The organism is Streptomyces tanashiensis (genome assembly GCF_014648895.1).
GTDB lineage: Bacteria > Actinomycetota > Actinomycetes > Streptomycetales > Streptomycetaceae > Streptomyces > Streptomyces tanashiensis.
The window spans coordinates 57751-72492 of record NZ_BMRZ01000002.1; the positions used below are offsets into that span (position 1 = coordinate 57751).

Annotated in this window: 10 protein-coding genes and 1 pseudogene; 6 read left to right on the forward strand and 5 right to left on the reverse strand. The window is 69.5% G+C overall.

The window, feature by feature from the left end; all coding sequences use genetic code 11:
- Positions 1 to 203: 203 nt before the first annotated feature.
- Positions 204 to 809, forward strand: a complete 606-nt coding sequence (locus tag IE237_RS05825; protein WP_189800735.1) for a dihydrofolate reductase family protein — start codon at positions 204 to 206, stop codon at positions 807 to 809.
- Positions 810 to 1698: 889 nt separating this feature from the next.
- Here the strand turns inward: IE237_RS05825 and IE237_RS05830 are convergent.
- The 3 genes from IE237_RS05830 to IE237_RS05840 all read right to left on the reverse strand — a co-directional run bounded on the left by IE237_RS05830 (position 1699) and on the right by IE237_RS05840 (position 3185).
- A complete protein-coding gene (locus IE237_RS05830; protein WP_189800736.1) occupies positions 1699 to 2073 on the reverse strand; it encodes an ArsR/SmtB family transcription factor in 375 nt (124 codons plus the stop codon).
- 154 nt (positions 2074 to 2227) lie between these two features.
- Complete coding sequence (locus IE237_RS05835; RefSeq protein WP_189800737.1) at positions 2228 to 2602, reverse strand: hypothetical protein; 375 nt, start codon at positions 2600 to 2602, stop codon at positions 2228 to 2230.
- Between the two features lie 271 nt (positions 2603 to 2873).
- On the reverse strand, positions 2874 to 3185 hold the full coding sequence (locus tag IE237_RS05840; protein WP_189800738.1) for a transposase: 312 nt from the start codon (positions 3183 to 3185) through the stop codon (positions 2874 to 2876).
- 173 nt (positions 3186 to 3358) lie between these two features.
- On the opposite strand from IE237_RS05840, the gene IE237_RS05845 reads away from it, so the two are divergent.
- Positions 3359 to 4531, forward strand: coding sequence for a HEAT repeat domain-containing protein (locus IE237_RS05845; RefSeq protein ID WP_189800739.1), 1173 nt, complete (start codon positions 3359 to 3361; stop codon positions 4529 to 4531).
- A 430-nt stretch (positions 4532 to 4961) separates the two neighbouring features.
- The gene (locus IE237_RS41285; protein WP_268253677.1) at positions 4962 to 5096 is read left to right on the forward strand and encodes a hypothetical protein; all 135 of its coding nucleotides are present in this window, start codon (positions 4962 to 4964) and stop codon (positions 5094 to 5096) included.
- Positions 5097 to 6298: 1202 nt separating this feature from the next.
- Here IE237_RS41285 and IE237_RS05850 read toward each other — a convergent pair.
- Positions 6299 to 7894, reverse strand: a complete 1596-nt coding sequence (locus IE237_RS05850; RefSeq protein ID WP_189800740.1) for an FAD-binding oxidoreductase — start codon at positions 7892 to 7894, stop codon at positions 6299 to 6301.
- Between the two features lie 1373 nt (positions 7895 to 9267).
- Here IE237_RS05850 and IE237_RS05855 point away from each other — a divergent pair.
- From IE237_RS05855 to IE237_RS05865, 3 genes are all read left to right on the forward strand, one after another.
- Complete coding sequence (locus IE237_RS05855; RefSeq protein WP_189800741.1) at positions 9268 to 11085, forward strand: serine/threonine-protein kinase; 1818 nt, start codon at positions 9268 to 9270, stop codon at positions 11083 to 11085.
- Positions 11086 to 11280: 195 nt separating this feature from the next.
- Positions 11281 to 12441, forward strand: a complete 1161-nt coding sequence (locus IE237_RS05860) for a HEAT repeat domain-containing protein (RefSeq protein WP_229842318.1) — start codon at positions 11281 to 11283, stop codon at positions 12439 to 12441.
- Between the two features lie 406 nt (positions 12442 to 12847).
- Positions 12848 to 13732 (forward strand): alpha/beta fold hydrolase, encoded by an 885-nt coding sequence (locus IE237_RS05865; protein ID WP_229842319.1) that lies wholly within the window; start codon positions 12848 to 12850, stop codon positions 13730 to 13732.
- Between the two features lie 450 nt (positions 13733 to 14182).
- Here IE237_RS05865 and tpg read toward each other — a convergent pair.
- A pseudogene (gene tpg, locus IE237_RS05870) lies at positions 14183 to 14738 on the reverse strand (telomere-protecting terminal protein Tpg).
- Positions 14739 to 14742 lie beyond the last annotated feature (4 nt).

Here is a 14742-nt window from a genome sequence, read left to right on the forward strand (position 1 = left end):
CAGGCGCGTACGGCTTGCCTATGCGGCCAGAGGGCCCTGCCACGTCAGGCTCCAGGGTGGCCGGCCGCTCCCAGCAGCCGGCCACTCCGCTGACCTGATCGGCTGCAGCCTCATAAGTTTTCTCGTTACTCCACAGCGCGGCCGACGAGTTTGTGTCTCCCGGCCGGCCCAAGCTCGTGACACCCCCTAGGAAGGACACCGCCATGTCAGAGCTTCTCGTCGACTTCATCACCTCCCTCGACGGCTACGCATCGGGAGAGGGCTGGCCCGGGTTCTGGGGCCTCGAGGGCCCGGAGTACCTCGCATGGCTCAGCAAGCAGCCCGAGGCCACCTACCTGATGGGAGCGAACACCTACCGCCTGATGTCGGGCTTCGCCGCAGGCGAGGTCCCCAAGGGCCAAGACGAATTCAGGCCCGAGGAAGAGGCGTCCGTCGACGAGCTCACGCAGGCCTCCAAGGTGGTGTTCTCCTCCTCCCTTCAGGAGCCACTGACGTGGGCCAACTCCACGCTCGTCCAGGGCGACGCCGTCGAGGCGGTCCGCGCCATGAAGTCGAGCGGCTCGGGGCTCCTCAGCACGATCGGCAGCCTCACCCTGTGCCGGTCCCTGCTACGGGCCGGACTCGTCGACCGCTTCCGGGTCGTGATGTTCCCGGTGATCACCGGGGCCACGGGCGAAGAACGCATCTACGACGGCTATCCGGATGTCGCCCTTGAGATGATCGAGCACCGCACCTTCGACAACAGCATCCAGCTGGTCGAGTACAAGCCCCGCGTGCTCGAGCACCCGCCGCTCGGCACGCCTGCGTGACCACGCCCCGTCCGCCGGCCTGCTCTCCGCTCTCACAGCGGTCGACCAATGCGCGGCTCCGGCCGGCCGAGCGCTCAGCCGACCGACACCACGGTTAAGCCCGCCGCCCTTGGGCCGACCTGTTCGCCTTGATCCAGCAGCGCTGCCTCAGCTGTCGTGAGCGGGTCATGCAGTTCAGGTGCGCGGCAGGCTCGGTCGTCAGCTCTTCGGCTGGATCAGCTCGGGGCATTCGGCCGCGACCCTGGGATCGAGTTCGGGGTTCGGGGAGGCGGAGGTCCTTCCCCGCGCGTGCGGGGAGCAGTAGACCGGCATGTCGTCGCCGGGGACGTCGTAGGGACCGTCCAGCAGGGAGCACGCGTCGATCGCCGGCGGCTGCTGGGTATGCGCAGGGCCATCCCCACGCGTCCGGGGAGCAGCCGGTCGGTGATTCGGGTGGCTGCTTCCGCGTGGATGGCCTGCGGAGGCGGACGGGATCATCGACCAGGTCCGGTATCGGAACGCTCCGACCGGCGCAACGTACACGGCGCTCCGTACCGTAGCGGTGCGATCTTCACCGGTCTCACCCGTACCCGGGAGTCGGTCAGCGCGCCGAAGGGGCGGCGCCCCTCTGACGGGGTCAGCCGGTCACGTCCCTGTAGAGGCGTCGGCGCAGTCGCAGGAGTACAGCGGCATCGGTAATCCGGGTGAGCTGGGCCGGCAGGCCCGGGTCGCCGGATCATCACCGGCCCGGACCGTCGCGGCGATCTGGTCGATGAGCAACTCGGCGGCCTCCGTGACGGCCGGCGGCCGGGGGGACGAGGCTCAACCATGGTCGTCTCGATCGCCCAGCGGCTCCGGATCCATGTGTTCTGAGGGCATCCACATGTTCAACGGCCCCAGCGGCCGGGGGTCATATCCCCTGAGGGGGAGAAGCCGAGGCTCCTGCCTGCTCCGAGCTGTCGGTGTGTCGGAGTTCGGCGAGGAGTTCGTTCTGTCCGGCCAGGAGTTCGGTGAGGATGCGCCGTGCGGCGCGCAGGAGTTCCGCCACGTCGCCGCCGGCGAGGGCGTAGCTGACGGTGGAGCCGTCACGGATGGAGATCACGATGCCGGACCGTCTCAGTACCGCGAGTTGCTGGGAGAGGTTCGACGGTTCGATCTCGATGACGTTCAGGAGTTCGCGTACAGGTACGGGACCGTTTTGGAGCAGCTCCAGTACACGGATCCGGACGGGATGCCCGAGCATCCGGAAGAACTCCGCCTTGGCCTGGTACAGCGGCACCTGCATGCGACAACACTCCTATCCCGCGGTTCGACCGTGGCAGCTCCGGCCATCCTCCTGCCTCCCGGCTCTGCCTGCCCTGACCTGATCACATTCAGATGTGACGAGTTGAAGACTCTTTCAACTCGTGGGCATGCGGAGCCGGGAAACAAAGAGGCGGCTACAGCTCCAGTTCCGTCTCGATGCGCCTGAGCTGGTGCCGGGCCATGGCCAGGTTCGCCCGGCCCTTGTCCAGGACGAGGTACAGGAACAGGCCGTTGCCCCCGCGGCCCCTGATCAGCCGCATGAGGTGGTACTGGCTGCCGAGGGTGATCAGCACATCCTCGATGTCCTCCTTGAGACCCAGCATCTCCATCGTGCGGACCTTCGCCCGGATCACATCGGTGTTGCCCGCCGCGGCCACCGTCAGATCGAGGTCCTTGCCCCCGCCCAGCGTTCCCAGCGCCATGCCACTCGTGTAGTCGACCAGCGCGACCGCCACGCTCCCCTCGATCGAGGTCATCGCCTCCTTCAGAGACGTCTCCACAGTCAGCATCGGTACCCGCTCCCTCTGTTCTGGACGATGCCGGCCAGTCACACGCCCCGGCCGGGTGATGACCGCAGACGCTACCCACACGTTGCCGGGCGTTACGGGAGCACCGGGAATTTGGCCGGAATCAGCCCTCCTTGCCCTGGCGTTCGCCCCGCGACATACCCATCGGCACACCGCCCGAGATGAGGGCACCACCGGGTTCGGGGCCCGGCCGGACGAGCCGCATGGTCCCCTGTGGCCGCGCTCGCGCGAAGGCCGGGACCTGTCCGGCCGATCATGTTCGCAGCCGGATGACGAGTGCTGCGGTGGTCGCGGTCCGGAGGGAGACGTGACGGCGCTTGTCGTGGCGCGTGGCCACCGCCCGGGACTGTTTCAGGCGGTTGATGGTCCGCTCGACAGTGTTGCGCTTCGTGTGCCGCTCTTCGTCGAAACCAGGCGGCCGGCCACCGGGTGAGCCTTTGGGGAGGCGGGCGGTCTGGCTGTCGGTCTTCTCCGGGATCGCGTGGCGGATTCCTCGGCGCCGCGGGTACCTGCGGCGGAGCCCGTTGCTGCATGCCTTGTCGGCAGCAAGGCTTTCCGGCTTCACACGCGGTGGCTTTGTCGGTGAGTTACGGGTTCTGGCACAGATCTTGGGGAGCGGTCACGGAGCGTGGTCTGAGTGTTCGATTGTGTAGGGCGGATGGGTCGGCGACGGCGCACCCGACCGACTGCGAGGAAAACCCGTTGGCTGTCGGTGTTCCCTGCTGGAACGATCCTGGGATGAGCGACCACCGTGACGCCGTCCTCCGCCTGTGGGGTCGCCAGCTCTACGAGCGTCAGGGCGAGCCACTTGCCTGGGCGAAGGCGGTCCTGGAGGCCACCGGTCGCCCGCCGACCGCCGTCACCGCGGCGATGTCCGGCCGACTCGGTGCCCTCGCTGATTCCCCATCGGACCGCGCGCAGCTGCTGTTCCGTACGGTCGCCAAGCTGGCCGCGAACCTGCGGGGCGACGGCCGCTACGACGCGGACGTCGGCACCCGAATCGGCCCACTGGCCCTGTGGTTGGGCGAGCTCGAACCATCGCTCGCCGGCCCGATTGGGGACGCACTCGACCACCCGCCGGACGGTCCGACATCCCTAGTCACCGTCCACGCCGCCGATTTGAGCAGGAACCACACGATCCGGCTGCGGGCGATCGACGCGCTGCTGGAGTGGGCCGAGCTCGGCCATCCGCAGGCCAGGGCGGCCCTGTCCGAAGTCGCCGCCGACCACCGGACGCAGGATGTCACCGTCTGGACCAAGGTACTCAACCGGATCGCCTTGTTCGGCGACGCGAGCGTCGAACCGGGCCTACTGCGCGCACTCGCCGACACCGGGCACCGCGGGGTGCGGTGGTCGGCGCTCGCCTGTGCCGAACTCGGCTTCCACCGAGCCGTTCCGCTGATCACCGCCCTGCTGGAGCATCCCGATCCGATGGTTCGCGAGGGTGCCTGCGAGGCGCTCGGTCTCTTCGAGGAACACGCCGCCGTGCCCGCCCTGACAGCCCGGCTGAACGACGAGACGAGCTGGGTACGCAGCAGGGCCGCCCTGGCGCTCGGTCAAATCGGCGGCGATCGGGCACTCGCTGGGCTCTGGCAGGCCATGATGGAATGCCGGAACCCGAAGGCCACTTATCTCGCCTCAGCGATTGCCGCCTTCGGCCCGCCGGTGGTGGACGACCTCATCGCCCTCACCACCAATCCCGACCCGGACCTCCGAGCACTGGCCTGCCGTGCTCTCGGCTCCACGGCCGACGACCGGGCCCTGCCAGTACTGGAACACCTCGCCGCCCACGACCTCGCAAGAACCACACTCGGCGGCCTCGTGGCAACCGCCGCCAAGCAGGGACTGCGGACCGCGCACCGCATTCGCGCGCGCACCGCAGCGACTGAGCTCGACGCTCGTCTCGACTGACGTTCACTCTGAACCCCGACGGTCGACCTGACCGTTCAGCGGCGGGGCGTGAGACGGTGGGGAATTGTCCGACGTTTGGCATGGGGAACCCGCCGAAGCGGCCAACCGGGGACTGATCTTTCACGACGATGCCGGGCACTGGGCGATGCTGGCGATCCACGGCGATCGGCACGAGGTCGCCGTGGATCGAGCTTGTTCATCCGTCACGTGACTACCTGACCCTCGAATAGTCATTTCGTGCACACTTTCGAAAGTCCATCACTCTCTGTGATTGCTCCCCAAGATCTGTGCCAGAACCGCATTACGAGAGCGCCTGTAGCTCTGGAGCGAGAGCGCTCTCTTCCACGGGAGAGTGATGCCGCCGAGTTTGAGAGCATCTGGATGCTTGCTTCGGGATCATGGTTGTGCCCTGTACAACGAGGGGGCCCAGGTGCTGCCGAAGTCCGAGGTCGATCTGTACGCGGCGATCCGCCGTGACTCGCTTCAGGGCCTGTCGAGCCGTGCCCTTCAGCAGAAGTACGACGTCGGGTTCCTGACGGTGCAGAAGGCGCTGTCGCCGGCCTGACACGAGCCGCGGAGGCCGCTTCCGCCGAGGGCGACCCGGCTGGATCCGTTCAAGCCGGTGATCGACGAGATGCTCCGAGCGGACCTGGACGCGCGGCGCAAACAGCGCCACATGGTGAAGCGGATCTTCGAGCGGCTTCGCGTCGGCCGGGCAGGAGGCGATCTTCGAGGGCCACGTCCACGCTCTCAACGAGGAACACCTGGCCCCTCAGCTCTCCATGAGACGCCGACGCCACCACCCGCACGCACCCCACGGGCGTGCCGGCGTGAGGTGAGGGCTGAGGGGAACAGTCCGGCGGTCGAATTCGGCATCGAGCCCGGCGACGAGCCTGCCTAGGTCCGCCCGAGCACCCTGGGGAAGCCACAGCAACACGTCCTCCAGGCGGTCTCTCGCCACCAGAGGATCACAGCACTCGCAGGCCATCACCGGATCCGGCAGCACGCGCCCTGGCTGTTCCAGATACCACTGGCACTCGGCCCGGGGCAGCGACTACAGCCCCCGGCCACAGCCTGTCCTCTTCCAACTTCCGGATCGCTACACGAGTCGCGGCAGACACACCGCCGATCCGGCGAACCGGGACACCTCTTCTGGGCCGCCAACGCTTCGCGCGCAGCCCCTTCGGCGCCTACGCGGCATCGGCCTTTCGGATCAACATCCCGCCATCCTGCCACGGGCCGACCGCCTCCACACGTGATCGCCGAGAGCGCGCACCACTTCAGCTGCTCTCACGTCTCACCGACACTCACGCGTTCTCCGGACGTCGAGTGATGCCAGAACCCACCGACGAACGCTCTCGCTTGAGACCTCTGTAGCCACACGCGGTCTCCCCGGCCCGGGTCTGGGCACTCGGATCTTCTCCATCACGGCTCGAACTGTGTACAGTCCGCCCGCCGGCCTGGGGTGACGATCAGACACAACGGGCGTCAGCGGCCGTCCGCGCTCAGGTGGAGTTTGGTGGTGAACCCGCCGCGCGAGCGACCCAGGCCCTCACCTCCACCAGGCGGGCGACCGACTCCGCCACGACGTCTCGTGCTGGTGTTTTACCGCTGCGTCCCCTTTTGATTTCGCTGCCTCGGTGGCACCGTCCCCGCGCCCGTGCCTTCTCCGAGGACACGACAGGCCTCGCGGGGCCGGGCAGCGCACACCGAGCTTGCGGCGGTGGTGGTTCGAGGTGCCGCTGGGTGGCGGGGCCTCGTGTCGGTTCACAGAGCCTGTGGGAAGTCGAACGTCCTGTCCGGGTCGTAGCGCCTCTTCAGCTCGGCCAGTCGGTGAGCGGCCGAGCCGTAGTACGCGGAGCGCCAGTTGCTCAGATTGGCGTCCGTGTAGTTCTGGTATGCCGCACCCGAGGCGTGCCGGCGCATCGCGGTGTGTGTGCCCTCCAGCCAGGCCGTCGCCGGCCCGGCGGTGCGACCGGCGGGCCAGGATGCGGTGTACTGCGCCAGGAAGCGTGAGTTGCGGTGTACGAAGGCGGTCGCCTGAGGGGAGACGCGGTTGACCGCGCCGCCCAGGGCGGTGAGCGCGATGGAGACGGCGCCGCTGTTGCTGCTGCGTCCGTGGCGTTCGACCTGGGCGAGCAGTGATTGGATGCCGGCCGTGCTCAGTGAACGGTTGAAGAAGTCCGAGCGTGCCGCGTACGTCTCGCGCTGCAGTACGCCGGTGGGCTGCCGCCCTGGGGTTGTGCCGGGCAGGTGGCACTGGGTGGTGGTCTTCGTCGCGCAGCCCGCGTACATGCGCATGGTGTCGAGGTAGCCGCGGCGGCGCATGGTGATGCGGGAGGCGGCGCCGGGGCCGCCGGCACGGTTGGCCAGTCGGTCGACGGCGTTCTGCAAGGCGCCGTACGTGCCGAGCGAGAAGCAGCTGATGGAGACGGTGGGCGTCCGGCCGGCGACGGCGGACAGGTGCAGTGCCGACCAGATCTCGTCGGGCTGGGCGGGGCCCCACTCCTGCCAGGAGCGCAGTGCGGCGGCGGCCTTGGACCAGGGCCAGGTCATGTGCGCGGTGACGCCGTCGGCGGCCCTGTGGGTGCGGAACCGCAGTTCGGTGACGACGCCGAAGTTTCCGTTTCCCGCGCCGCGCAAGGCCCAGAACAGGTCGCGCTCCCGGTCCTTGGACACCTCCAGGGTCCTGCCGTCGGCGGTGACGATGCGGGCGCCGGTGAGGTTGTCGCAGGTGAGCCCGTAGGCGCGCGAGACCACGCCGTGACCGCCCCCGAGCGTCAGGCCGGAGATGCCGACCGTGGGACAGGAACCGCCAGGGATGGTGACGCCTCGTGCGCCGAGCTGGGTGTAGACGTCGATGAGCTTGGCACCGGCCCCGATGACGGCACTGCCGGAGCCGCTGCGAACGGATTTCAGAGCGGAGACGTCGATGACCAGGCGTCCGTTGCCGCTGGACCAACCGGCGTAGGAGTGCCCGCCGTTGCGGATGGCGACGGGGGTACCGTGGCGGCGTGCGAAGGCCAGGCACTCGGCGATGTCCGCGGTGTGGGACACGTAGGCGACGGCGGCGGGGCGCAGACCGTCGAAGCGGGTGTTGTACAGCTGGCGGGCGGTGGCGTAGTCGGCGTCCCCCGGACGTATCAGACCGCCCTGAAGGCCCCTGTCGAGCGCGGACCAGTCAGCGGCGCGCGGCGCGACCGGACGTCCGCCGGCCGCGGCGGATGCGGGGCCCGGGGGTCGTTGCCCGGCGGTGACAGGGGCGGGACCGCTGCCGGGCGCGGCCCTCACCCCGGTGCTGCTCGCCCAGGCGACGGCCGCCGCGGAGCCGGTGCCCGCGGCGAGCAGGGTGCGCCGGTTCATGGCGGCCTCCGTTCACGATGCTCTGCTGTCGCTCAGACAGAGTGCGAAAGGGGCGTGGTGGTTCCGCGAGGCGGGCATGTGTGCTCCGGGGGGTTCGCCCGCAACCTGACCGTGCTGTGTCGTGGACCGCGCCGGTGCTCGTGGCAGCGAGGAACCCGGTCGCGGTCGAGGCGGGCGAGCCGGGGCGCGGGGAAGCAGATCTGGTTGTCGTGACGGACATGGGACAGCCGGGACCGTCCTGCACGGGGCGGGGAAGCTGACCGGCTCGGGGATGCGGCAGCGGGTGTAGTTACGGTGATGACCGCCGTTCAGACATCGATGAGGCCGTCTCCGCGTCAATCCGAGAAGCGCTTGTCCGGCGCGATCAGGCGCTCGGAGTCTTCTGGAAAGCGGCAGCCCAGGCGCTCGGGTTCAAGCAAGGAGATCGACCGAGCCCGGCGTAGTGCCCTCTCGCCTCAGCCCGGCGTCGCCGCCACGATGGTCGCGGCCGGCCCGTCGGGTCGTCGTCCGCCCAGAGAACAAGGAATGCCGCTCCCTCCGGTTCAGGCGGAAGGGGGCGGCTTCGCCGTACCCGGGGTCAGTCCGGCGGGAGTGTCTGGTGTGCGGCAACGATCGCGTCGATCCGGCGCGCGAGGTCGAAGTCTGCTTCGGTCGGCCGGAATCCGGCGGCCTCGCGGCGGCTGCCTTCTGGCGGGGCACCACTCAAGAGACAGTGCTCCGTGCCCGCGACCCCCACCTCATCGGCTAAGCCATGGAACGGCCTGGTCGCCGGCGGGCACAACCATGCCGTCGCGGTCACTCGAATCAGTGCGGGGACGGCCATGATCGCCTTCGACCTGTCGCCCAGCCCACTCGATGCGGACGACTCACTGCAGTGGGAGCACAGCGCCGGATTCGACCACACCTCCACCACTGGAGTCACCCACCTTGCCGTCGGCATGGGGCCCGACGAAGAGGACGACGACGTGGAGGCCTACGAGATCGACCTCGCCTTCGACGGCCCGGGCGGCTACCGCATGCGCCTCCACGCCCGAGGCCGGGAGCTCTGCCCCGACGGTGTCGGGACGAGGACGAGCCCGTCGCCGAGCACTCTCTGCTGCAGGTATGGCCAGCAGGCGGCGGAGCAGCGCCTCCTGCACTGTGACAGGCGCGGCCGCCGCCCGAGCGGTATCTCTGGTGCTGCGAGGCGCGGACTGAGAAGTCGCCGGGGACTTGTCGCCGCTGGTCAAGGCCCATGCGGGTCACACCCGTAGTGGTGCGACCGCCACACCCCGGTGGCCGGCCCCTCGTCAAGGGGCGTCAAGGAGAGAACCGGGGGTGCCATCCGCCACCCGCTCTGCGGCGTGTCACCGATGCCCCGTAGGCTCCCGCCCATGAACGACTCGGAGCCCGGCAGACGGGTGATCGACGGTCGCTTCGAGCTCCAGGCGCGGCTCGGCGGCGGCGGGATGGGCACGGTGTGGCGTGCGAGGGACATCGTGCTCGACCGGGCCGTCGCCCTCAAGGAGGTGCGCCCACCCGACCCGGGGCTCGCCGAGTACGACCCGCAGGCGGCTCGCATGCTGCGCGACCGTGTGCTGCGCGAGGCACAGGCGCTCGCTCGGGTCGAGCACCCTGGTGTCGTGACCATCCACCACATCGTGGACGCCGGCGAAGACACCTACCCCTGGCTCGTCATGGAACTGGTGACCGGCGGCTCGCTCGCGGACCGGTTGGCGATCGGGCCCATGGAACCCCTCCCCGCGGCCAGACTCGGACGCGAACTGCTCGCCGCGCTGCGGGCCGCGCACGACGCCGGCATCCAGCACCGGGACGTGAAGCCGGCCAACGTGCTGCTGCGGCCCGACGGCCGTCCCGTGCTCACCGACTTCGGCATCGCCGCCATCCGGGAATCGACCGCACTGACCGCCACCGGCTCCATCATCGGAACCCCCGACTACATGGCACCTGAGCGCATCTCCGGCGACGAGGGCGGCCCCGCGTCCGACCTGTGGTCGCTCGCGATGCTGCTGTACGTCGCCGTGGAAGGCGCGCACCCGCTGCAACGGGGATCCACGCTGGCCACACTGGCAGCAGTCCTCAGCGAGCCACTGCCGCCGCCGCGCCGGGCAGGAGCGCTCACCACAGCGCTGTCCGCCGTCCTGGTCAAGGAGCCTACGGCGCGGCCCGACGCCGCCGCTCTGGACGCACTCCTGGCCGCAGCCGCCCAAGGCGCGCCCCCCGGCACCGTCCCGGACTCCGCCACGTCCACCTCCTACCACCTCCTGCCGCCCGCGACGGCCACCGCACCTGCGCCGGCGACCCCGCCCGCGACCGGCTTCGGCCCGGCGACAGCGTGGCCGCCCGGAGGGACGGCACACCCCTCCGTCAGGCCGACGTCCTATCCGGCCGGCCCCACCTCCCACCCCACACCGGGCCCGACCCCGTGGGACAGCGTGCCGCCGATCGCTCCGCACGGGTCGCACGGGTCGCACGGGTCGCACGAGCCTGGGGACGCCGAACGGGCCCGGCGTCGTGCCCGCGCACTCGCCGTCGGCTCCGCCGTCGCCGCGACGGTGCTGGCAGGCCTCCTCGCGTGGAATCTCATCCCCGGTCTCGGCGGCTCCGAGAACCAGGGCGCCCACTCCCCCGGCCCGACCACGTCCGGCGCCCGCACTCCCGCCCCCAGCGCCTCCAACGCGGCAGACGTGCCTGCGAACACGGGCGACGGCCATGGGAAGCCGGCCGTGCGCAACCTGCTGACCCCGGACGGCATCCGCACGGCGCTCAAGGCGCTGAAAGAGGCCACGGGCACGAACCAGGTGTGCGACCTCACCGTCTACCCCGAACACGTCTCGGCCCAGGTCATGGTCAAGGGCAGCAAGAGCCGCTACGACAACTGGACCTACCGCCCCGAAACCGGCCCCGAAAAGGGCATCACCAGCGGCAGCGTCGGCCCCATGGACAGCCCCTTCAGCATGGACGAGTTCAACTGGGACGCCCTCCCCGCCCTGCTGAAACGAGCAGACAGAGAACTGAACGTCAAAGACATCGCGACGCGGTACCTGCTCGTCACAGGCGACGACCCGACCTTCGGCGACCCCAAACACATGTCGATCTACGTCTCGAACACCTACAACCAGAGCGGCCGCATCGAAACCGACCCCACCGGCAAAATCACCAAAATCATGCCCAACGACACAAAAGACTGACCCTGCCCCGACGAGCCCGCGGGTGACAGCCGACCGGCACCTCCAGCGGGTCAGCGGCGGGTTCGCTGAGGACGCTCCTTGAGTCTGACCACGAGACTTGTCAGTGGCAGGGGCGTTGCTTTCCGTGTGACGACACAGGATGAGCACCCAGTCTCCGGTCAGACCGTGGGTGGCCGACTGCCTGATCCGCGTTCCGTGATCGAGTGCACGGACTGGGCCGCGCTGGAGCATGCTTACGGGCAGGCGCATGACACACCGCATCGTCTGCTCCAGCTCCTGGATGACGACCCGGAAGTCCAAGCGGAAGCACTGGGGCTTCTAGACATGTCCGTTCTGCATCAGGAGTCCTTGTACAGCGCGACGGCGCCGGCTGCGCTGTACGTAGCTGCGGTGTTGAACGACCCCCGCACTCTGGCCTGCCACGAGGACCACTCGACCCGGGGTGACCGAGCTCGGCCACTGCGCGCGTCCTTGCTTGAATGGCTCGGCCAGATCGCGGATTCGGCCGCCTACGGCGAGACGACCGACGATGAGGACGGCAACGATCCGGGCGTCACGGGTACGGTCCGTGCGGTCCGTGCGGTCCGTGCGGTCCGTGCGGTCCGTGCGGTCCGCGGCACGATCCACGACGCCGTCTGCGCTCACCTCCTGGACCCGGATCCCACCGTCCGAGAGGCAGCCCTCAACGCCACCACCGCGCTCCTGCGCTCTCCCGAGCCGGCCGGTCGAATCTCGGCAACCACCCAGATCCTCCGACAGCTGCCCGCCGAGAGCACCGACCGCCGCGAACGCGCCACCACCATTTTGACCATCGGCGCCTGGGGTGAGGACACCACCTCTTGGCTCACCGACCCCGACCCCGCCATCCGTGCCTGCGCCGCCCTCTCACCGGGATGCGCAGGCAACACCGAGGCGACGCGGACGATCCTCCGTGCTCTGCTCGACCCTGCGGCCATCGACTCCTGGTTCCTCGAACCCACCCGTGCCGACCCCTGGGCCGGGAACCCGCTGCCGTACGTCGAAGGCCGCCTGCGACATGCCCTCCTTGCCGTAGCCATCGAACGTGCTGACGACTTCGACGAACTCCTGCCAGCCGCTATGGCCTCCATACCGTTCTGCAGCAACCTCACCATCGCCGAAGACTGGGGACCTCTGCTCGCCGCGGCCTTCCCTTCCGGCTATGACCAGGGTGCCGAGCTGACTCCGGCCCAGCACTGCTATCTGGAAGCGCTCGCCGACCGTGACGTGTGCTGGCGATACACCCACCACATCACGTCGTGGTTCGACGACGTCGGCCTTCCCGCAGACCGGAATGCCGTCAGGGCACTCCTGGGCCGGCCGCAACCACACCAGTAGGGATCCCGTCTCCGACACCGCCATCACCAGGGCCTGGAAGGAATACCGGGCGATTCACATGACGCCCTCCGCCGGCTGAGCAGACGCTGTGGAGCCCGGCGCGCCGCGAGGCGTACGCGAACAACCAGGACAGCCCCCGACAACCTCATCGCCGTCACAGCGGCTTCGAATCGGTCCAAGGCCGACAAGGACCCGGCCGAGTGGCTGCCCTCGGACACCTCCCACCACTGCACCTACGCCGCGACCCGGGCCGCACGAAACTGCGCTGGGACCTCGCCGCCGGCCCGGGACCCGGGCCTTGAACCCATGTCCGTTCCCGGGACATTCTTCGTGTCGGCCGTCTCCACGGCCCCGGGCGGTCTCGCCGCACCGGCTGAAGGAGACCGAACAGATGGGAGAGGTCCGCGTGACGACGCGTACTGCACAGGAACTCGCCGTCCCCGTGCGAGGAGGCGACCTCGCCGTGACCCGCTGGCCGGGCGAAGGGCCCGCGGTCATCGCCCTGCACGGCATCACCGGCAACAGCCTGTCCTTCGGCGCCGTCGCCGAACACCTCGGCGACATCGATCTGTACGCCCCCGACCTGCGCGGCCGGGCCCACAGCGCCGCTCTGCCCGCCCCCTACGGCATCCCCGCCCACGTCGAGGACGTCCTCGCCGTCCTCGACCACCTGGACCTGCGTCAGGCACTGCTCCTCGGCCACTCCCTGGGCGCCTTCACCACCGCCGTGGCCGCCGCCCGGCACCCGGACCGCTTCCCGCGCGTCGTCCTCGTCGACGGCGGCCTCGGATTCCCCATCCCGGGCGGCGCGGACACCGACGAGGTCATCGAGTCCGTCATCGGCCCGGCCATGCGCCGGCTCAGGACGACCTTCCCGGACCGCGACGCCTACCGCGCGCTCTTCCGTGAACACCCCGCCTTCACCGCCCACTGGGGCCCGCACATCCAGGCATACGTGGACCGCGACCTGACCGGCGAGCCCCCCGAGATACGCAGCAGCTGCGTCCTGGACGCGATCCGCGCCGACGGCGCAGGCCCCATCGGCGACCCCGAAACGCTGGCCGCCATCCACCAGCCGCAGGTACGCGGCACCATGCTCTGGGCGCAGCGAGGAGTGATGAACGAACCCCAGGGACTCTACGACGAGGAGCGTCTGGCCACAGCCGACCTCTCCCCGGACCGGATCACCACCCGCCGGATCGACGACACCAACCACTACACCATCCTGTTCGCAACCAACGCGACGGCAGCCATCACGGAGACGGTGCACGCGGAGCTGAAGCAGATGTAGCACCGGACCCTACGCGTGACACAACGGGCCGAATGTGCGTCTGATTCTGCGGAACAGCGCACATTCCGGCCCGGTGCGCGACCGGCGTCACCACGGCAGCCGACCTACCGACGAGCTACTCCAGAAGGCGCGACCGCGGACGGGTTGTTCCAAGGTCCCAATGCTGTGGCAGACGGCGACGGCGTGGACCCGTGCCGATCACAGGCGTCACACTCGGTGCAGCCCTGGCAGGGAATCGAGAACTCAGAACGTGGACGCGATTCCTCGGCCCACGGTCCAACTCACCCTCCAGATCACCATGGTCATGGCGTCAATGCCGGGTGGGATGCCGGCCACGGCCGGACTCGACCGCGAGCCGGGGTGGAAGGGCGGCGCACATAGGCGTCCCGCCGGGGCCGCCTCGACGATGCGTGCCGCGAGCCGCATGGGGCGCTGCGCGGCCTGCCGTGGTCACAGGTCGAATTCGATGTGCTGGATGTTCAGCACCCGCACGTCCTCCGGGCTCGCCGCGCGGTGCCGCGCTGCTGGACGTAGACCTCCTTCAGCGCCTCGGCGACGGCCTCGCGCACCCGGCTCTCGCCGGTCTGCCGGACAGCGAAGATCCGCTCGGCGTGGTGCGGGGGGGAACGTGGGGGTCAGAGGGCGTTCACGGGCCTCGTCGGTGGTTCCGGCCGGGGCTTCGTAGCCGAAGCCGGCGCGGACGTTCCTCATCAGACCGTTCGTACCGGCCACCGCCTACTTCGCTGAGTCGCCGTTGGCCTTGGGCTGCCACCGTTTGCTCGCCTCGCCCTGCAGGAGGGCGGCAAGGCGGGGGCGCGGCTTCTTGATCTCACCCTTTCGCGTCCCGCTCGACAGTGCGCTGGGAGACGCCGAGGAGCTGGACGACGGCCTTGGTGCTCTTGAGTTGCTTGACCAGGAAACGCATCTGGGCGCCGGCGGTCTTGGGGACCGGGCGGGTGAGGGCTTTGTCCAGGACGCGGTCCAGGCCCTCGCCGACCGATGTGATCACC